This is a genomic window from Leclercia sp. 1548, assembly GCF_050435045.1.
GTDB classification, from domain to species: Bacteria; Pseudomonadota; Gammaproteobacteria; order Enterobacterales; family Enterobacteriaceae; genus Enterobacter; species Enterobacter adecarboxylatus.
This window is the reverse complement of the sequence record NZ_JBNDJP010000001.1, coordinates 68,709-88,096: the sequence shown is the minus strand read 5'-3', so window position 1 is coordinate 88,096 and position 19,388 is coordinate 68,709. Positions and strand designations below refer to the sequence as shown.

Genomic DNA, 19,388 nt, shown 5'->3' with positions numbered 1-19,388 from the left:
TCTCACTCCTTCGATGTTAAATTTCGGGGAACAGGGTCTGGTAAATGCCCTGCACCTCGGCGTGGCTGACCTGACGCGGGGCGTTGTTCATCAGGCGTTTTACGTTCAGCGCGGCATCGCTCAACGACGCGATGTCACTGCGCGGAACGCCCAGCGTTTCGAGGTTGTCCGGTAAGTTCAGGCGGCGCACCAGGGCGGCAAACCAGTCCACCAGCGCGTGGGATTTTTCTTCCGCCGACAGGGTGGTATCGGCACCTGGCACCAGATCCCACACCTGCGCAAATTTTTCCACAGCATCCGGGCGCACCACGCGCATGCAGGGCGCTAACAGAATGGCGTTCGCCACCCCGTGCGGCAGGTGGTATTTGCCCCCCAGCGGATAGGACAGGGCATGCACCAGATGCGTCCCCGCGTGGGCAATCGCCACGCCGCCGTAGTACGAGGCCCACAGCATCTCCAGCTTCGCCGCCAGGTTATGCGGCTCGGCGCAGGCGGTTTCGATATTGTTCAGCAGCTTGCGCAGGCCAATCAGCGCCGCGTTATCGCTCACCGGATTCGCCACGGTGGCGGTAAAGCACTCGATCAGGTGGCACAGGGCGTCGATCCCGGTGGAGGAGGCGATGTGCGGCGGCATGCTGGTGGTGAGTTCCGGTAACAGCGCCACGTAATCCGGCAGCAGTACCGGGGAGATAATGCCGATTTTGGTGTTCTGCTCAGGAATGGCGAGGATCGCATTTGGCGTGGCTTCGGAGCCGGTGCCTGCGCTGGCCGGGATCAGCAGCGAGGCGAGGCGCTCGTTCGGTTTTTCTCCTGCCAGCAGGGCGTCCAGCCCCGGAGACGCGGGATGGCACAGCACCGAGAGCAGCTTCGCCACATCCAGTACGCTGCCGCCGCCGACGCCCACCACCAGGTCAAAGGCGGTGTCATTAATTTCTGCGAGCAGGGCATGAACATCATGATGGGTCGGCTCCGGCGGCACGTTGTCAATCACGCTGACGCTGCGGTTGTCGTTTTCCAGCAGGGCGCGGATGGCGCGGGCGGCGTCCAGACGGGCGATATTGCCGTCGGTGACCAGTAGAAGGCGCGTTTTGCCTGTCAGCAGGGGCGCGATGGCCGGGATCGCACCTGCACCGCTGATAATCGTACTGTTAATGGTTAACACTTTGCTCTCCTGTTGCTGTGTCTGTGATTGATTTCGCTCAACTCAGGCAATCACAGTCATCGTGTGTCTAAATTTATAATTTATTCGCAAACTGAATAACTTGATCTTGCTCACATATAATCAATCATGATTGAATATAATCATTAACAGGAAAGGCTAACCCGGAGCGGGGATGAAAGAGAACAACCTGAACAGAGAAGTGGTGGTGATCGCCGATGACTTTACCGGCGCTAACGATGCGGGCGTCAGCCTGGCGTTAAGCGGCAAAAAAGTCAGCGTGGCGTTTCAGACCCCCTTCACCGGCGACACCGATGCGCTGGTTATTAATAGCGACAGTCGGGCACTTCGGGCATCAGAGGCCGCTGAAAAGCTGACGCGCTACGCTGCCGAGATTGACGCCGCAACATGGCTGGTGAAGAAAATCGACTCCACCCTGCGGGGGAATCCAGGAGCAGAAATTGAGGCGCTGCTGCGCATCAGCGGTCAGCGCCAGGCGATCATCGCCCCGGCATTTCCGGCGGCAGGGCGCACCACGCAAAACGGCGTCTGCCTGGTAAAGGGCGTGCCGGTCACTGAAACCGAATTCGCCAGCGATCCGAAAACCCCGGTGCGTCATGCCTACATCGCGGCGGTACTGGCGGAGCAAACCCGCCTTAACAGCCTGGTGGTCAGCCCGGCGCAGTTGGCGGCGGCCCTTCAGAGTGATGCGCAACTGGTGATTGTCGATGCGCAGAGTGACGACGAGCTGGATCAGATTATCAATGCGGCATTTGCCTGCAACGAACGCCCCCTGCTGGTGGGGTCGGCAGGGCTGTGCGATGCCCTGGCGCGGCGACTGGCCAGACCGCGCCAGCTGCTGGCGGTGATCGGTTCGATGAGTGAAATTGCTCAGCAGCAGATCCAGCAGGTGCGCAGCCAACACAACGTCAGCACGGTACTGATTGATATTAATGATGTGTTCAGCGACGCGCGGGCGGGTTATCAGCAGCAGATCGTTACGGCCCTGGCGGCGGGGCAGCACTGCGTGGTGCATACCTGCGCTGATACCCAGGCCCGGCATCAAATTGACACCCTCTGTCAGCAGCGTGGCTTAAGCCGCGCTGCGCTGGGGGAGACCATCAGCGCGTTTCTCGGGGAGTTAACACGGCAGGTGCTGGAGAACACATCCCCGGCGGCACTGTATGTCTCCGGTGGCGACGTGGCAATGGCAGTCGCCAGCGCCCTCAACGCGCAAGGTTTTGCGATTCGCGGACAAGTGGCGCAGTGCGTGCCGTTTGGTCGGTTTTTGGGTTGTCGCTGGCAGGGGCCAGTCATGACCAAAGCAGGCGGTTTTGGTACTGAATCCACGCTGCTTGAGGTTTTGCATTTTATCGAGGAGAAGATGAGTGACTAATATCATTGCTGTAACCATGGGCGACCCGGCGGGCATTGGCCCGGAGATCATTATCAAATCCCTGACCGAAGGCGAGCTGTCTGGCGCGCCTCTGGTCGTGGTCGGCTGTGCCAGAACCCTGCAACGGGTGCTGGAGAAAGGCATCACCGCCCCGGCGGAGTTACGCGTGATTGGCCGCGTCAGCGAGGCCCGGTTCAGCCCGGCCATCATCAACGTGCTGGATGAGCCGCTGGCGGACCCGGAGGCGTTACAGCCTGGCGTGGTGCAGGCCCAGGCCGGGGATCTGGCCTACCGCTGTGTGCGTCGTGCTACCGAGCTGGCAATGGCTGGCGAGGTGAAAGCCATTGCCACCGCTCCGCTCAATAAAGAGGCGCTGCATCTCGCGGGCCATCACTATCCGGGCCATACCGAACTGCTGGCGCACCTCACCGACAGCAAAGATTACGCGATGGTGCTTTATACCGACCAGCTGAAGGTAATTCACATCACCACCCACATCGCGTTGCGCAAATTCCTTGATACCCTCAACCAGGATCGGGTAAAAACCGTGATTGGCATTGCAGACACCTTCCTTAAGCGCGTGGGATATAAGAACCCGCGTATCGCCGTGGCCGGGGTGAACCCGCACGCCGGGGAGAACGGTCTGTTTGGCGACGAAGAGATCAAGATTGTCGGTCCGGCGGTAGAGGCGATGAAGGCGAAGGGGCTGAATGTATCAGGGCCATGCCCACCGGACACGGTGTTTATGCAGTGCCACGAAGGGATGTACGACATGGTGGTGGCGATGTACCACGATCAGGGTCATATCCCGTTAAAACTCCTGGGTTTTTACGACGGTGTGAACATCACCGCCGGGCTGCCGTTTATCCGTACTTCTGCCGACCATGGCACCGCATTCGACATTGCGTGGACAGGTAAAGCGAAGTCTGAGAGCATGACGGTTTCTATCCAGTTAGCGATGCAAATCACACGGGAATAATATGAAGGGATATAGCCGGTTAGAACAGATAATGAACTACCTGAAAGGGCACAACCTGGTGACGGTGGATCAGCTGGTGGCGGCAACGGATGCCTCGCCCGCGACCATTCGCCGGGATCTGATTAAGCTCGATCAGGAAGGGGTCATCAGCCGCACCCACGGTGGCGTGACCCTGAACCGGTTCATCCCTTCGCAGCCCACCACCAGCGAAAAAATGCAGCGCAGCCTGGCGGAGAAACACGCCATCGCCTGCGCGGCAGCCGCGTTTGTTAAAGCGGGTGACGCCGTGGTGCTCGATGCGGGCACCACCATGATTGAGCTTGCGCGCCAGCTTACCCATCTGCCGCTGCGCGTGATCACCAGCGATCTGCATATTGCCCTGTTTTTGTCAGAGTTTAAGCAGATCGAGGTGACGATCATTGGCGGGCGTATCGACGACTCCAGCCAGTCCTGCATTGGCGAGCATGGTCGCCGCCTGTTGCAGAACGTCTGGCCGGATATCGCCTTTGTCAGCTGTAACGGCTGGGATCTGGAACGCGGCATTACGTCGCCGACCGAAGAGAAAGCCGCCCTGAAGCGGGATTTGATTGCCAACGCCCGACGCCGGGTCCTGCTGGCCGACAGCTCGAAATATGGCGCCTGGTCGCTGTTTAACGTCACCCACCTCAACACCCTGACCGATATCGTGACCGACAAACGTCTGGACGAGGGGGTGCAACAGACCCTGAGCCAGCTTGATGCCACGCTGACCTTAGCGCCATAAGGCTCAGGGCAGGCGAGCGATATTGGCTTTGATCACATCCGCCGAATGGCGGAATTTTTGCAGTTCGTCATCTGCCAGCTTTAGCTCGATAATCTGCTGGACGCCGCTCTGGGCCAGCACCGCAGGCACCCCGATCGCCACGCCGTCCACCCCGTACTCGCCCTCCAGCACGCAGGAGATCGCCAGCGCCCGGTGGCTGCCGGTGAAGATGTTGCGGCAGATTTCAGCGATGGTCGCGGCGATACCGTATTCCGTACAGCCCTTGCGGGCGTAGATCTCAAAGCCCTGCTTACGCACCCGCTCCGCCAGTTCATCAAAATCCAGCGTTTGGCCGGTGTGGCGTTGATAAACGTCGGCAATCGGCGAGCCGTATACCGCCGAATGCGACCAGACCGGAAACTGGGTGTCTCCATGTTCGCCCAGAATAAAGGCGTCGATGCTTTGCGCGCCGATATCCAGCGCCTGCGCCAGGGTGCGCCGCAGCCGGGTGGTATCCAGCCAGACGCCGGTGCCAATCACCTGATGACGCGGCAGGCCGGAGAGCTGCCACACCTGTCAGGTAATGATGTCGCACGGGTTAGTCGCAATCAGGAAAATGCCGTTGAAACCGCCCGCCATCATTTCCGGCACAATGCTTTTCACAATGCTGGCAGTGGCGGTCAACTCATCCAGCCGCGTCTGCCCCGGTTTGAGGGCGCCGCCGGAGACGGTGATCACCGCGATATCCACATCAGCACAGTCGCTTGCCTCGCGGGTGGAGATGGTCATCATGCCGGGCATATAGGCCGCGGCATCCGACAGATCCCAGGCGTGGCCTTCACTGCGCGGCTGGTTGATATCCACCAGCAGCAGCTCTTCGCAGATATTCTGGTTCAGCAGGGCATAGGCGGCCGAGGTGCCGACGTTTCCGGCCCCGATAATCATCACTTTGCGGGCTTTGGTATTCATTGTATTTCCTGAGATTTCACCGTGACTGCGCTCAAACTTACGCCGCAGCCGCAGGGGGTGCAATGGCTGGCGGCAGCTATAAGTTAAAAATATGCCTGTTCGCCCGCCGCCTGGCGCTATGGTGGAGAAAAACGACAAAAGGAGCCTGCTATGTATTCGATTACCTCAGAATCGCCCGCCCATCCCGATATCATCGCCCTGATTGCTGAACTCGACCGTTATCAGAGCGCGCTCTATCCGGCGGAAAGCAATCACCTGCTGGATCTGACTGGGCTCCCCGCGCACACCCTGATCATGATGGTGATCCGCGATCGCCAGCTTAACGCCGTCGGCTGCGGGGCCGTGGTGCTGAACGCTGACGGCAGCGGGGAGATGAAACGTGTCTATATTGACCCGGCTCATCGCGGGCAGCGGCTCGGCGAAAAACTGCTGGCGGCGCTGGAAGATGAAGCCTTCAGCCGCAGCTGTCATACCCTGCGCCTGGAGACCGGCATCAGCCAGCCTGCGGCGGTACGGCTATATGAGCGCTGCGGGTATCAGACCTGCGCGGCATTTCCTCCCTACGTGGAAGATCCCCTGAGCCTGTTTATGGAGAAACCGCTGGTGGCTGATCTTCGTTTAGCAGCGCTATAAAGGCCTCCAGCTGGCGGGTCATCGCCCCCCGACGCCACACCAGCCAGGTGGTGAGCCAGCGCCAGTTTTCGGCCAGCGGCCAGGCTTCCACCTGTTGATGTCCGGGCATACTTTCCAGCATCGAGCGCGGCATCAGCGCAATTCCGGCCCCGGCGATCACGCAGGCCAGCATGCCGTGATAAGACTCCATCTCATGAATGCGCCCCGGCGTGGCGCGGTCCGCATGAAACCAGCTTTCGAAGTGGCGGCGATAGGAGCAGTTGGCGCGAAAAGCATAGATATCGCGCCCGCTGACGTCCGTTGCCCGCTCTACCTTCGTATGCCCGGCCGGAACGACCAGCATCATCTCTTCCCGATAAACCGGCATCCCTTCAAGCTCCGGGTGGTTTAACGGCCCGTCAACGAAGGCGGCACTTAAGGTGCCTTCCTGTACGCCGTCGATCATCGTCCCTGAAGGGCCGGTTGCCAGCGCAAACTGGATCCGCGGATAGCGCTGGTTAAAGCGCGCCAGCGAGGCCGGGATGCGTACTGCCGCGGTGCTCTCCAGCGACCCAAGGGTGAACAGCCCCTGGGGTTCATCGCCCGCCACCACCATGCGGGCTTCATCCACCAGGGCGAGGATTTGCCGACTGTAGCGCAAAAAATTGTGCCCTGCGGGGGAGAGGCGCAGCCGCTGGTTCTCGCGGATAAACAGCTCCACGCCGAGGTCGGCCTCCAGCTGTTTGATGCGGGTAGTGAGGTTGGAGGGCACGCGATGCACTTTCTGCGCGGCCTGAGTGATGCTGCCGGTCTGGGCGACAGCGTTAAACATTTCCAGCTGGGTCAGATCCATATCGTTCTCGTATCGTGAATAAGGTGGTCACTATTATTCAGTTTTAAGAAATAGCAGAGTGGGCCACACTGAAGCAACTGTTATTACACGGAGCCGATCATGACTACACCTTCAGCCACCCATGCCTTGTCCATCAACCCGGCTAACGGTGAAACCCTGGCCGTCTGGCCGTGGGCGACCGACAGCGAGATTGAACTTGCCCTCGCACAGACCGACGCCGCGTTTCGCCAGTGGCGCAACGTGCCGGTGGCAGCGCGGGCGCAAAAACTGCGTGATCTCGGTGCTGCGCTGCGCAACCGTGGCGAAGAGATGGCGCAGATGATCGCCCGGGAGATGGGCAAACCCATCGCCCAGGCGCGCGGGGAGGTGGCGAAATCTGCCGGTCTCTGCGACTGGTATGCCGAACATGGCCCGGCAATGTTGAATACCGAGGCGACGCAGGTAACGGACGCGGTGATTGAGTATCGTCCTCTGGGGCCGGTGCTGGCGGTGATGCCGTGGAACTTCCCGCTGTGGCAGGTGCTGCGTGGCGCGGTACCCATCATCCTGGCAGGCAACAGCTATCTGCTGAAACACGCCCCGAACGTGCTGGGGGCTGCCAACCTGATTGAGGCAATTTTTAACGACGCGCAATTCCCGCAGGGCGTATTTAGCCAACTGAATGCCACCAATGACGGGGTGAGCCAGATGATTGCCGATTCGCGTATTGCGGCGGTGACCGTCACGGGCAGCCTGCGCGCCGGGGCAGCGATTGGCGCTCAGGCCGGTGCTGCGCTGAAAAAATGCGTGCTCGAACTGGGCGGTTCCGATCCCTTTATCGTGCTTAACGACGCCGATCTGGATCTGGCGGTGAAAGCGGCGGTAACCGGGCGCTATCAGAACACCGGGCAGGTCTGCGCGGCGGCAAAACGCTTTATCGTCGAAGCGGGAATCGCTGACGAATTCACCCGTCGTTTTGTTGACGCCACCGCGGCGCTGAAAATGGGTGCGCCCGACAATGAGGAAAATTATCTTGGCCCGATGGCGCGTTTCGATCTGCGTGATGAGCTGCATCAGCAGGTGCAGGCCACGCTTGCAGAGGGTGCCACTCTGCTGCTGGGCGGGGAGAAGATCGCCGGGGCAGGTAACTACTATGCCGCCACGGTGCTGGGTAACGTCACCCCGACGATGACGGCGTTTCGTCAGGAGCTGTTTGGCCCGGTTGCCGCCATCACCGTGGCAACCGATGCCGATCATGCCCTGCAGCTTGCCAACGACAGCGACTTTGGGCTGTCAGCCACCGTCTTTACCGCGAATACCGCGATGGCGGAACGCTTTGCCCGCCAGCTTGAGTGCGGCGGGGTGTTTATCAACGGCTACAGCGCCAGCGATGCCCGCGTGGCCTTTGGCGGGGTGAAAAAGAGCGGCTTTGGCCGGGAGCTGTCCCACTTTGGCCTGCATGAGTTTTGTAATGTGCAGACGGTATGGAAAGACCGGGTGTGATGGATTGCACGCGTGTTTGCCGGGTGACGCTGCGCCTGGCCTGACCCACAGGCTCATATGCAGCGCCGCCGGGCGTTCCGCCCCGCTGTCATTATTCTGAAATAGTTCTGTCATTTTCACTGCGTAGACTCGCCCACGTCTAAGGCATTGTTAATGAATGACATTATGAACTTAACTAAAATTATTCGCCGCTTTATTCCCCGTCAGTTTGGTTTGCTGGCGGGGATTTTCTGCATCATCGGGCTATTTTCCGCCCTGCAAATTTCCTCTTCCGTTTTACTTTCCGTCTCGCTGCGCGATGCCCAGCACAATGAACAGCGCAATCAGATGGCCTACATGCAGCAGGCGAAGGTCGATCAAGCGCGGATCTCGCTGCTGGCGGCGAGCGATCTGCTTAACCGCGCAGGTGTTTACTTTATGCAGGATAAAGAGACCGGCTCGGACGGAAGCTGGCACAGCCTGATGGATGAGGCGCAGCAGGCGTTACGTGACTCTCAACAGGCGTGGCAGGCGTGGCAGGCGATGCAGCCGCCGCGGGATGAGGCGCTGCTGAACAGCTATCAACTGTTCTTTGATGCCATCCGCGAACAGGCTGACGGGCTGGTTAACAGCCAGTCGATTGACGCCTTCTTTGCCGTACCCGCCCAGGCTTTTCAGGCAGATTTTAATGACAACTATGCACGCTACCAGCAGGCAAGCGCCCAGCGTGTCGCCGAAGGGCGTCAATCGCTGACGGCCAGCCTCTCCAGCCTGCAATTCCTGTTCTTACTGGCGCCGGTGGTTCTGCTGGCGATCGCGGTGGCGGTGTGGTTTGCCATGTCTCGCTGGGTGATTGTGCCGCTGCGCCGCCTTATCGCCCATATCAATTTGCTGGCGGCGGGGGATCTCTCCTCGCCGCCGCCGGGCGTTAAGCGGTTTAACCGCGAAATGGCGCAGCTTGGTGACAGTGTTGATACCCTGCAACAGGGCCTGCAGCAGCTGGTGACCCAGGTGAGCGAGGCGACTACCTCAATGGTGAGCAATATCGGCTCGCTGGCGCAGGGAAATCAGAAGCTGTATCACCAGTCAGCACGGCAGGCGCAGGAGCTGAAAGAGGTCACCGCGCACATTGCCGACCTGGAAACCCACGTTGAGGGCAACAGCGGCTATGCCAGACTGGCCAGTTCGCGGGCTGATGAGGCGCGGGCGATGGCGGCAGGCGGCGATCGGATGATGGAGACGGTAAACGCCTCGATGGCGGCGATTGTGGAGCGTTCTGCCGAAATGCGCGGCATTGTGGCGATCATTGATAACGTGGCGTTTCAGACCAATATTCTGGCGCTGAACGCCGCCATCGAAGCGGCACATGCCGGGAATCAGGGACGCGGCTTTGCCGTGGTGGCGCGGGAAGTGGGCCTGCTGGCGCGCAAAAGCAGCCACTCGACGCAAACCATCCAGCAGCTGATTAATCACTCGTTGCAGGGCATCGAAGATGGCTCGAAAGCGGTGACCCGGCTGGAGGATAACCTGCAGCAGGTCATCGGCCTGGTGGGCAATCTGTGTAGTTTACTCAATGAAATCTCCGTCGCCACGCTCAGCCAGGGCGATAGCATTCATCGCATGACCGGCCAGCTACAGGCCCTGAACCAGGTGGCGCACCAGACCGATGAACTGGTAAACACGGCATCCGTGGCCTCCCAACGGCTGCATGATGAGTCCGGCCTGCTGCTACAGGCGGTATCACGGTTCCGACTTCCTGCCTGACGTCATCCATAAGCCTCTGATATACTCGCAGGCCGTTTTTGGCCTGTGAGCAAGGAGCAACCGATGGCTGCCAATATTAATAATCAGATCCTGGACGCCATTCTGGCGCAAGTCCGTCCTTTACTGGGCCAGGGCAAGGTGGCCGATTACATCCCGGCGCTGGCCTCTGTCAATGGCAATAAGCTCGGGATCGCCATCCGTACCGTCGATGGCCAGCGCTTCCAGGCCGGTGATGCCACCGAGCGTTTTTCCATTCAGTCGATCTCAAAAGTGCTCAGCCTGGTGGCGGCCATGCGTCAGTATGACGAGGATGAGATCTGGCAGCGGGTCGGCAAAGATCCCTCGGGTCAGCCGTTTAACTCCCTGCTACAGCTGGAGATCGAACAGGGCAAACCGCGCAATCCGTTTATCAACGCCGGGGCGCTGGTGGTGTGCGATATGCTGCAAAGTCGTCTTAGCGCTCCCCGTCAGCGGATGCTGGAGATTGTGCGCCAGCTCTCCGGGGTAAGTGATATTGCCTATGACGCCGCCGTCGCCCGGTCTGAGTTCGAACACTCGGCGCGTAATGCGGCGATAGCCTGGCTGATGAAGTCGTTCGGCAATTTCCATAACGATGTGCCGACCGTCCTGCAAAACTATTTCCACTACTGCGCGCTGAAGATGAACTGCGTGGAGCTGGCTGACACCTTTCTGTTTCTGGCGGCCCAGGGCTATGCGCCGCATCTGTCTGAGCCTGTCGTCACCTCGATGCAGGCCCGGCAGGTGAATGCCCTGATGGCGACCAGCGGTATGTACCAGAACGCCGGTGAGTTTGCCTGGCGGGTGGGACTGCCTGCTAAATCCGGCGTCGGCGGCGGGGTGGTGGCGATTGTGCCGCACGAGATGGCGATTGCGGTCTGGAGCCCGGAGCTTGACGAGACGGGTAACTCCCTGGCGGGCGTCGCGGTGCTGGAGCGCCTGACGCAAAAGCTCGGCCGTTCCGTCTATTGACCGGATCCTGAGCCGGGGGGCTGACCGGCGAACTGATTAGCCCCCCTTAACGGAGTGGTGATCGCCATACCCCTAATGTGATATAAATTAATCCCAAACTTTTAACAATCCCCCGCGCGGGTGATAAAACCTTGTTAAAAGCAACCCTATGGATTGATATTGCATGTCATCTTCTTCCAGCGGCACTTTTGCGTTATTTCATTCGCAAAGCCCCCTGCGTAATGCTGCGGGAATATTTGCCCTGACCACGCTGTTCTATTTTATTGGCGCGCAGCTACGTCTGGTGGAATCCCTGTCGATGTTCTGGCCGCTGAATGGCGTAATGGCAGGGGTATTTGCCCGTTACGCTTACCTCAACCGGCTGCACTATTATGCGATTTCGTATATTGCCATGCTGCTGTACGACCTCATGACGACGCAATGGGGCGTTAGTTCGCTGGGCATTAACCTGTCGAATATGGTGTTTATTGTCACCGTTGCCCTGCTGGTGCAGCGCGACAGGCGGCTGAAAAACCGCACCCCGGATCCGGTCAATGCCCTGCGGCTGTTTAACTATTGTCTGCTGGCCGCACTGCTGTGTGCCATCGTCGGGGCGGTGGCGTCAGGCGCGGTATCTAATCGCACCTTCTGGCCGCTGATCGCCGACTGGTTTAGCGAACAGTTCTCTACCGGGGTGTTAATTGTTCCCTGTCTGCTGACGATTACCTGGCCCACCTTTAACTGGGCTGTCCGTGCCGAGCAGCTGATGCCGGTGGTGGCGCTGGTGATCTCTGTCGTGGCCTCAGTGGTGATTGGCGGGGCCGGTGCCCTGGCGTTTCCGATGCCAGCGCTCATCTGGTGCGCGGTGCGCTATTCGCTGCCTGCTACCTGCCTGCTGACGTTTGTCACCGGCGCGGTGGAGATCACCCTCGTCGCCAACTCCATCATTACCATCGTGGCGACCACGCCGCTGACCACTCCCATGATGTTCTCCGCCCGTCTGGGAATCGCCACCATGGCAATCTGCCCGGTAATGGTGTCGGTCAGCATGGCGGCGATCAACTCGCTGATGCGCCAGATCTCCCTGCGTGCCGATTACGATTTTTTAACCCAGGTTTACTCCCGTTCCGGGCTGTATGAGGCGCTGAAGAGTGATGAGGGAACGCGTAAAAGCCCGCAGCTGACCGTCATGCTGCTGGATATCGACTATTTCAAAAGCATCAATGACAACTTCGGCCATGAGTGCGGTGATACCGTGCTTGCGGCCTTTGCCCGCAAAGTGCAGGAGACGGTAGGGACCGCGGGGCGGGTGGCGCGAATGGGCGGCGAAGAGTTTGCCGTCGTGGTGAATAACGCGTCGGCGCAGCAGGGCTACGCCCTGGCGGAACGGATCCGTACCACTATTGAACAGCATCCGTTCAACTGGCGTGGCCAGTCGCTGTTTTTGACCGTCAGTATTGGTCTGGGCAGTGGAAAATCGGAGTCGTGGAAGCTCACGGACGATTTTAATCGCCTGATGAGCGAAGCGGATGATTATCTGTATCGTTCGAAAAAAGCAGGCCGAAATCGCACCAGCGCCCGAATGACAGAGATAACCACTGCCAGACAAAAAACAGAGGCGACACAAGAGCTGTAATCGTTTGCCCGTGCGGGGCGAGAGCCCCTACCATATATTCACGAAACTGATAAATGCCTTGATACGCATTTTCATCGTCAATAATATAAAGGGGTGATTATATCGGAAAAATCGTGTGATGAACGGAACTGACAGACTCAGTAAATCCCCTCGCGTGCCTGGCAGTCGGTTTATCAAACGCATGTTTCTGATGCGGGTGCTTGGAACATTTCTCTGCTTTTTCCCCATTCTTTCCGTCCTGGTGGAACAACAACGTTCCCCCTGGCTTATGGGGCTGCTGGCGGCTAATGCCTTTATCTGGCCGACCATCGCCTACTGGCGCGCGCGTCGATCTGCCGCGCCCTTACGTGCAGAACATCAAAACCTGGTGCTGGATGCCGGGGCAGGCGGTTTCTGGATCGCCATGATGGCGGCCAACCCGCTGCCTTCTGTCGCGATTGCCACTATCTTACTGGCCGACCGGCTGGCGGCGGGGGGATTCCCGCTGATGAGAAAAGCCGGTGCGGTGATGCTGGCGGTCTTTATGGCCACCTGGCTGACCCAGGGGATGGCGCTGTTCCCGCAGGTGTCACAGCGTACAATGTACGCCACGCTGCCGCTGATTGGCATTTATACCGTGGCGCTGAGCGTTCTCACCAACAGTATCGCCATGCGGCTGCGCTTTAAATCACGCGAGCTGGAACGCATCGCGATGATGGACCCGCTTCTCGACATCGCCAACCGACGTCTGCTGGAGAAGCGTATCGATCATGAGCTGCATAAGCTGCGACAAACCTGCAGCGATTCGGCGTTGATGTTTATCGATATCGACAACTTTAAAGAGGTGAACGATCGCTACGGCCATAAAGTGGGGGATATGCTTCTGGTGACAGTGTCACAAATTCTGCATATCGCTACGCGTCAGAGCGATACCCCGGCCCGGCTGGGCGGAGATGAATTTGTAATTCTGCTTCCCAATACTACGCTTGACGAAGCGCACGTTGTCGCAACCCGCATTATGGATGCCGCTGCGGTGATCGATGACGTCGCGGAAGAAAAGATCCCATGTACGATGAGTATTGGCATTGCCAGTGCCACCCGCGAGATGGGAAACGTAACGGACTGGTTACAGGCGGCTGACAATGCCCTGTATCAAGCGAAACGCGAAGGTAAAAACCGCATCTTTGCCCACTAAGCGGCGTCAGGATGCACTAAGCTTTTAAAAAGCCTGACGTGCGGAGCATCTCATGAAATCACCCTCACGACCCAACAATGAAGTGGAGCGTCTCAGCGCCTTGCGCGAATCCGGGCTGCTGGAGATCGAGAACCACCCGAATTATGACCGACTGACCCGTCTGGCAAAACGCCTGTTTGCGGTGCCGGTGGCGATGATCAATCTGGTGGACGAGCATGTGGTGGTGGTTAAATCCGCAGAGGGTGCCGATGCCACCAATCTGCCGCGAAATCTCTCTTTTTGCGGCCATACCGTGCTCAACAATATGCCGCTGGTGGTGCCCGATACCCTGGACGATACCCGTTTTGCGGATAACCCGCTGGCGACCGATGACAATCCGATCCGTTTTTATGCCGGTCACCCTTTGCATCTGCCTGGCGGCGCCGCGGTAGGGTCCCTGTGCATTATCGATCATCAGCCACGGCAGTTTACCCCTTCCGACGTTGAGGCCCTGGCCGATCTGGCGGCGTTGGTGGAAGCCGAGTTCGCAGCGATCTGTTCCAGCATCGTCGACGACCTGACCGGGCTGTATAACCGCCGGGGTTTTCATCACCTGGCCACCTATGCCATCAGTGCCGCGCGCCGCAGAGCCGAGCCGCTGACCCTCGCCTGGCTGGATCTGGATCGCTTTAAGCAGATTAACGCCCGATACGGTCGGGCCGATGGCAATATCGCCCTGAAGGCGATGGCCGGTCTGTTGAGCTCTACCTTCCGCGAAGCCGACGTGCTGGCGCGCTACGGCGGGGATGAGTTTGCAATCCTCTTCGCCAACAGTGACGAGAAGGGCGCATGGATCGCCATGCAATATCTCACCGAGCAGGCCGCGGTATGGAATGAGCATGCCGAACATCCGTGGGCACTCTCTTTCTCATGGGGGGTGAGCGAGTTCAACCACCACCGCGACGATCTGGGCAGCTGGTTGAGAACCGCCGATGAGATGATGTACTCCATGAAGCAGCAGCGCGGTACCGGCGGCGGAGATAAGAAAATCCTCTGAACAACGCCCTTGTGTTAAAAAAATGTAAAGTGCATGGTGATGCCATTGATAAAAAGGAGAATAATCATGGCATCACCCGCTATACAGATTTTTTCGCGTGACGATATCCTTGCACACCTTCCTCAGTTAGCTGACATCCTGCATAGCTGCGTGACCGGCGGCGCGTCGGTGAGCTTTATGTTGCCCTACAACCATGAGCAGGCCAGCGCGTTCTGGCGCGGCGTGGCCGATAGCGTCGGGCGCGAGGAACGTACCGTGCTGGTCTCGACCGATGCGCAGGGCGAACTCACCGGCACCGTGCAACTCATCACCGATCAACCCGATAACCAGCCGCACCGGGCGGATGTCGCCAAACTGCTGGTTCACCAGAATGCGCGGCGCTGCGGTGACGCCGGGCGATTAATGCAGGCCCTGGAAAATGTGGCCCGCGATAAAGGCAAGACGGTGCTGGTGCTGGACACGGCAACCGGAAGCGGTGCGGAAACCTTCTATCAGCGGGCGGGCTGGCAGAAAGTGGGGGAGATCCCGCGCTATGCCCTGATGCCGGACGGTGAGCTGACGGCCACCTCGGTGTTCTACAAATTCTTATAAATCCTGTCACAATTCACACCGGATTTGATCAAAACAGGGGTTCGTGGTCGTAAAGTTTTGATAAGTTATCGTACCAATCTTATCAGGCTGTATGACTAATCATTACAAGGACCCCATTGTGAACACACTGAACCGTCGTGATTTTCCCGGTGCTCTCTACCCTGAACGTATCATCCAGTTTGGTGAGGGCAACTTCCTGCGCGCATTTATCGACTGGCAGATCGACCTGCTCAATGAGCACACCGACCTGAACGCCGGTATTGCGATTGTCCGCCCAATCAAAAGCGATTTCCCCCCTTCACTCAGTACCCAGGACGGCCTCTATACCACCATCATCCGTGGCCTGAATGAGCAGGGCGAAGCAGTCAGCGACGCGCGCCTGATCCGCTCGGTGAACCGTGAAATCAGCGTTTACGACCAGTATGACGAATTCCTGAAACTGGCCCACAACCCGGACATGCGCTTTGTCTTCTCCAACACCACGGAAGCGGGGATCAGCTATCACGCCGGGGATAAGTTTGAGGATGCGCCAGCGGTGAGCTATCCGGCGAAACTGACCCGTCTGCTGTTCGAGCGTTTTAGCCATTTCAACGGCGCCGCCGATAAAGGCTGGGTGATCGTACCTTGTGAATTGATTGACTATAACGGCGATGCCCTGCGTGAACTGGTGCTGCGCTATGCCCAGGAGTGGGCGCTGCCAGCGGCCTTTACCCAGTGGCTGAACGATGCCAATACCTTCTGCTCTACGCTGGTTGACCGTATCGTGACCGGTTATCCACGTGACGAAGTCGCCCAGCTCGAAGCCTCTCTCGGCTATCACGATGCCTTCCTCGATACCGCTGAACACTTCTATCTGTTTGTGATCCAGGGGCCAAAATCGCTGGCGCAAGAGCTGCGTCTCGACAAGCTGTCGCTGAACGTGCTGATTGTGGATGACATCAAGCCGTACAAAGAGCGCAAGGTGGCGATCCTAAACGGCGCACATACCGCTCTGGTGCCGGTGGCGTTTCAGGCCGGGCTGGATACCGTAGGCGAGGCGATGAACGACACGGAAATCTGCGCCTTTGTTGAAAAAGCCATTCATGAAGAGATTATCCCGGTGCTGGACCTGCCGCGTGATGAGCTGGCCTCCTTCGCCAGTGCGGTAACGGGCCGTTTCCGCAACCCGTATATCAAACATCAGCTGCTGTCGATTGCGCTCAACGGCATGACCAAGTACCGCACCCGTATTCTGCCGCAGCTTCTGGCAGGGCAGCAGGCCAGCGGCCAGCTCCCGGCGCGTCTGACGTTTGCCCTGGCGGCGCTGATTGCCTTCTATCGTGGTGAACGTCACGGTGAAAGCTATCCGGTGCAGGACGATGCGCACTGGCTGACCCGCTTCCAGCAGCTGTGGACCCAGCATCATGACCAGCAGATCACCACCCGTGAACTGGTGACGGCGGTACTGAGCGTCAGCGAGCACTGGGAGCAGGATCTGACGCAGGTAAATGGTCTGGTGGAGCAGGTGGCGCAGGACCTGGATGCGATCCTGCAGAAAGGGATGCGCGAAGCCGTAAAACCGCTCTGCTAATCCGTTAGGTTATCCCTGTTTGTGCCGGGTGGCGCTGCGCTTACCCGGCCAAACGACTTTTCTTATCCCTCATCCGTAATAGTTACAACATACTATACATTGATCCTGTAATAGCCGGTCTTACCTCCGTGCAGTCTGTCCTCGGCCTCACAAAAACGTCTGCATTATTTAACATACTTGCAACTGTGATAGCGATCACGTTTAATAGTCACCGCTCTTTTTTCCCGATGAAGCTGACTATGATTGTTCGACCTCAACAGCACTGGTTGCGCCTGATTTTTGTCTGGCACGGCTCCGTGTTGACCAAAATCTTTTCCCGCCTGTTTCTCAACTTTTTGCTCTCGATTGTCGTGATCCTGATGTTGCCCTGGTACTCCTCGCTAGGCATCCATCTTACGGTGGCGCCGTTCAGTATTCTCGGGGTTGCCATCGCTATCTTCCTCGGTTTTCGCAATAACGCCTGCTACGCACGTTATGTCGAGGCGCGACAGCTGTGGGGGCAATTGATGATTGCATCGCGATCTCTGTTCCGCGAAGTCAAAAACACGCTGCCGGACGATCCCGCGCTGGGTGAGTTTGTTCGTCTGCAAATTGCGTTTGCCCACTGTCTGCGTATGACCCTGCGCCGACAGCCACAGGCTGACCAGCTTTCGGCCTATCTTTCAGCGGAAAACCTGCGCGTGACAATGGATTCCAGTTCGCCTGCCAACCGCATTCTGCTGATCATGGGCGAATGGCTGGCGGTAAGACGCCGGAAAGGGGAGCTGTCAGACATCCTGTTCCACAGCCTGAATATTCGTCTGAATGACATGTCAATCGTATTGGCTGGCTGCGAACGCATCGCCAACACCCCGGTGCCATTTGCCTACACCCTGATCCTGCACCGCACGGTTTACCTGTTCTGCATCATGCTGCCGTTCGCGCTGGTCAGCGATCTGCACTACATGACCCCGTTCGTATCGGTGTTAATCTCCTACACCTTTATTTCGCTGGATACCCTGGCGGAAGAGCTGGAAGAGCCGTTCGGCGTCGAGAATAACGATTTGCCGCTGGATGCCATCTGCAATGCGATGGAGATTGATTTGCTGCAAATGAACGATGAGCAGGAAATCCCGACGCGTAAATTGCCGGACAAGTATTACCAGTTGACCTAAGCGTGGCATGCATCAGGCGCATTTCGCCTGATGCTCATTTTTCTTGTTTTCTGGCCATTCAATTCTGCGGGGTTGCCAGAATCTCTCCCGTTCTATTTCCCCTCTCTGAACAGCATTATCCCTCTGGATTGATCGGCTTGTTGACCGGCTTCTGCGGATTTGTATCGCAGTGTATCTGAACCGGAACAGGATACAGCGGCTTGCAAAACGGGCCACTTTGCACATATTCGCCATACATCAGGGTGGTGAGATAAGCAGGTGAAATTCATAACCCGGAGATATCACCATGATGAACAAACTGGCTTACTCAACCCTCGCGCTGACCCTCTCTTTCGCCACCGTTTCTGCCTGTCAGGCCGAAGCAGCGGGCACAGACTATGCTGCTGCCTTCAAACAGATCCGGCAGATTGATGCCGGTGATTTGAATATTGGCTATGTCGATATCGGGCCGAAAAATGGCGAACCGGTGATCCTGCTTCACGGCTGGCCGTACGACATTCAAAGCTACGCGCAGGTTGCCCCGGCGCTGGCGGCAAAAGGCTACCGGGTGATTGTGCCGTACAACCGTGGGTTCGGTACTACGCATTTTCGGTCGGCATCCACGCCACGCAATGGCCAGCCAGCAGCCATGGCGAAAGACGTCGTTAACCTGATGGATGCGCTTAACATCAAACGTGCGGTCTTCGCCGGTTATGACTGGGGAGCCAGAACGGCGGACATCGTGGCGGCCCTGTGGCCAGAGCGCGTGAAATCGCTGGTTTCGGTGAGCGGGTATCTGATTGGTAATCAGAAGGCAGGGGAAAAACCGTTGCCACCTCAGGCCGAGTTGCAGTGGTGGTATCAGTTCTATTTCGCGACCGAGCGCGGAGAGAAGGGCTATGCCGCCAATACCCATGATTTTGCAAAATTAATCTGGACCCTGGCGTCACCCGGATGGAAATTCAGCGATGCGACCTTTAACGTCAGCGCCAAAGCCCTGGACAACCCGGATCATGTGGCGGTCACCATCAGTAACTACCGCTGGCGTCTGGGGCTGGAGAAAGGGGAAAGCCGCTACGACAGCGATGAGCAACGGCTGGCGACGTCTCCCACCATCAGCGTGCCGACCATCACCATTGAAGGCGACAATAACGGCGCGCCGCATCCGGCTCCTGAGGCCTATGCCGCGAAATTCACGGGCAAATATCAGCATCGCACCTTTACCGGCAACATCGGTCACAATCCGGCGCAGGAAGATCCGCAGGATTTCGTCAAGGCGGTAGTGGATGCGGATAAGTTGTAAGCAATCTATGCTATTTTTGGCGCATTGCTGATAAACAGGAG

General features: G+C 58.2%; 16 protein-coding genes and 1 pseudogene. 14 read left to right on the top strand and 3 right to left on the bottom strand.

The genetic code is table 11. From position 1 onward, the window contains the following. Positions 1–16: 16 nt before the first annotated feature. Complete coding sequence (locus ABIE02_RS00395) at positions 17–1,162, bottom strand: iron-containing alcohol dehydrogenase (RefSeq protein WP_279869511.1); 1,146 nt, start codon at positions 1,160–1,162, stop codon at positions 17–19. Positions 1,163–1,334: 172 nt separating this feature from the next. Between ABIE02_RS00395 and dtnK the strand changes: the two genes are divergently transcribed. The 3 genes from dtnK to ABIE02_RS00380 are packed head-to-tail and all read left to right on the top strand — an operon-like array spanning position 1,335 to position 4,297. After that, positions 1,335–2,555: a D-threonate kinase gene (gene dtnK, locus ABIE02_RS00390; RefSeq protein WP_336994621.1), complete on the top strand. Its 1,221-nt coding sequence runs from the start codon at positions 1,335–1,337 to the stop codon at positions 2,553–2,555. Further along, positions 2,548–3,534 (top strand): D-threonate 4-phosphate dehydrogenase, encoded by a 987-nt coding sequence (locus ABIE02_RS00385; RefSeq protein WP_151584469.1) that lies wholly within the window; start codon positions 2,548–2,550, stop codon positions 3,532–3,534. Before dtnK ends, ABIE02_RS00385 begins: the two co-directional genes overlap by 8 nt. Before the next feature lies 1 nt (position 3,535). After that, positions 3,536–4,297 carry a DeoR/GlpR family DNA-binding transcription regulator gene (locus tag ABIE02_RS00380; protein WP_077227534.1) on the top strand — a complete coding sequence of 254 codons (762 nt, stop codon included), beginning with the start codon at positions 3,536–3,538 and terminating at the stop codon, positions 4,295–4,297. Between the two features lie 3 nt (positions 4,298–4,300). Here ABIE02_RS00380 and ABIE02_RS00375 read toward each other — a convergent pair. Next, positions 4,301–5,245 (bottom strand): annotated as a pseudogene (locus tag ABIE02_RS00375) (L-lactate dehydrogenase). 150 nt (positions 5,246–5,395) lie between these two features. On the opposite strand from ABIE02_RS00375, the gene ABIE02_RS00370 reads away from it, so the two are divergent. After that, positions 5,396–5,878, top strand: coding sequence for a GNAT family N-acetyltransferase (locus tag ABIE02_RS00370; RefSeq protein ID WP_032618063.1), 483 nt, complete (start codon positions 5,396–5,398; stop codon positions 5,876–5,878). On the opposite strand, the gene ptrR is transcribed toward ABIE02_RS00370, so the two are convergent. Then, a complete protein-coding gene (gene ptrR, locus ABIE02_RS00365) occupies positions 5,832–6,710 on the bottom strand; it encodes a putrescine utilization regulator PtrR (protein WP_032618064.1) in 879 nt (292 codons plus the stop codon). The genes ABIE02_RS00370 and ptrR overlap by 47 nt on opposite strands. 99 nt (positions 6,711–6,809) lie before the next feature. Between ptrR and sad the strand changes: the two genes are divergently transcribed. From sad to ABIE02_RS00315, 10 genes are all read left to right on the top strand, one after another. Beyond that, positions 6,810–8,192 carry a succinate-semialdehyde dehydrogenase gene (gene sad, locus ABIE02_RS00360; protein WP_032618065.1) on the top strand — a complete coding sequence of 461 codons (1,383 nt, stop codon included), beginning with the start codon at positions 6,810–6,812 and terminating at the stop codon, positions 8,190–8,192. Positions 8,193–8,357: 165 nt separating this feature from the next. After that, the gene (locus ABIE02_RS00355; RefSeq protein WP_032618130.1) at positions 8,358–9,935 is read left to right on the top strand and encodes a methyl-accepting chemotaxis protein; all 1,578 of its coding nucleotides are present in this window, start codon (positions 8,358–8,360) and stop codon (positions 9,933–9,935) included. 63 nt (positions 9,936–9,998) lie between these two features. Then, on the top strand, positions 9,999–10,925 hold the full coding sequence (gene glsB, locus ABIE02_RS00350) for a glutaminase B (RefSeq protein WP_059307964.1): 927 nt from the start codon (positions 9,999–10,001) through the stop codon (positions 10,923–10,925). Positions 10,926–11,088: 163 nt separating this feature from the next. After that, positions 11,089–12,540 (top strand): GGDEF domain-containing protein, encoded by a 1,452-nt coding sequence (locus ABIE02_RS00345; protein WP_164540324.1) that lies wholly within the window; start codon positions 11,089–11,091, stop codon positions 12,538–12,540. Positions 12,541–12,721: 181 nt separating this feature from the next. Continuing rightward, a complete protein-coding gene (locus tag ABIE02_RS00340; RefSeq protein WP_103792403.1) occupies positions 12,722–13,714 on the top strand; it encodes a sensor domain-containing diguanylate cyclase in 993 nt (330 codons plus the stop codon). A 52-nt stretch (positions 13,715–13,766) separates the two neighbouring features. Continuing rightward, entirely contained in the window at positions 13,767–14,750 is a 984-nt protein-coding gene (locus ABIE02_RS00335) for a sensor domain-containing diguanylate cyclase (RefSeq protein WP_032618070.1), read from the top strand. A gap of 66 nt (positions 14,751–14,816) precedes the next feature. After that, positions 14,817–15,341, top strand: coding sequence for a GNAT family N-acetyltransferase (locus ABIE02_RS00330; RefSeq protein ID WP_336994620.1), 525 nt, complete (start codon positions 14,817–14,819; stop codon positions 15,339–15,341). Positions 15,342–15,459: 118 nt separating this feature from the next. After that, a complete protein-coding gene (locus tag ABIE02_RS00325) occupies positions 15,460–16,911 on the top strand; it encodes a tagaturonate reductase (protein ID WP_130588878.1) in 1,452 nt (483 codons plus the stop codon). Positions 16,912–17,150: 239 nt separating this feature from the next. After that, complete coding sequence (locus ABIE02_RS00320) at positions 17,151–18,065, top strand: bestrophin family protein (protein ID WP_230431472.1); 915 nt, start codon at positions 17,151–17,153, stop codon at positions 18,063–18,065. 286 nt (positions 18,066–18,351) lie between these two features. Beyond that, the gene (locus ABIE02_RS00315) at positions 18,352–19,347 is read left to right on the top strand and encodes an alpha/beta hydrolase (protein ID WP_270736039.1); all 996 of its coding nucleotides are present in this window, start codon (positions 18,352–18,354) and stop codon (positions 19,345–19,347) included. Positions 19,348–19,388 lie beyond the last annotated feature (41 nt).

Coding starts and splice junctions, on each gene's coding strand:
- ptrR (WP_032618064.1), bottom strand. CDS start 6,710: ATGGATCTGACCCAGCTGGAAATGTTTAACGCTGTCGCCCAGACCGGC.
- glsB (WP_059307964.1), top strand. CDS start 9,999: ATGGCTGCCAATATTAATAATCAGATCCTGGACGCCATTCTGGCGCAA.
- ABIE02_RS00340 (WP_103792403.1), top strand. CDS start 12,722: ATGTTTCTGATGCGGGTGCTTGGAACATTTCTCTGCTTTTTCCCCATT.
- sad (WP_032618065.1), top strand. CDS start 6,810: ATGACTACACCTTCAGCCACCCATGCCTTGTCCATCAACCCGGCTAAC.
- ABIE02_RS00355 (WP_032618130.1), top strand. CDS start 8,358: ATGAACTTAACTAAAATTATTCGCCGCTTTATTCCCCGTCAGTTTGGT.
- ABIE02_RS00320 (WP_230431472.1), top strand. CDS start 17,151: ATGATTGTTCGACCTCAACAGCACTGGTTGCGCCTGATTTTTGTCTGG.
- ABIE02_RS00380 (WP_077227534.1), top strand. CDS start 3,536: ATGAAGGGATATAGCCGGTTAGAACAGATAATGAACTACCTGAAAGGG.
- dtnK (WP_336994621.1), top strand. CDS start 1,335: ATGAAAGAGAACAACCTGAACAGAGAAGTGGTGGTGATCGCCGATGAC.
- ABIE02_RS00335 (WP_032618070.1), top strand. CDS start 13,767: ATGAAATCACCCTCACGACCCAACAATGAAGTGGAGCGTCTCAGCGCC.
- ABIE02_RS00345 (WP_164540324.1), top strand. CDS start 11,089: ATGTCATCTTCTTCCAGCGGCACTTTTGCGTTATTTCATTCGCAAAGC.
- ABIE02_RS00315 (WP_270736039.1), top strand. CDS start 18,352: ATGATGAACAAACTGGCTTACTCAACCCTCGCGCTGACCCTCTCTTTC.
- ABIE02_RS00370 (WP_032618063.1), top strand. CDS start 5,396: ATGTATTCGATTACCTCAGAATCGCCCGCCCATCCCGATATCATCGCC.
- ABIE02_RS00330 (WP_336994620.1), top strand. CDS start 14,817: ATGGCATCACCCGCTATACAGATTTTTTCGCGTGACGATATCCTTGCA.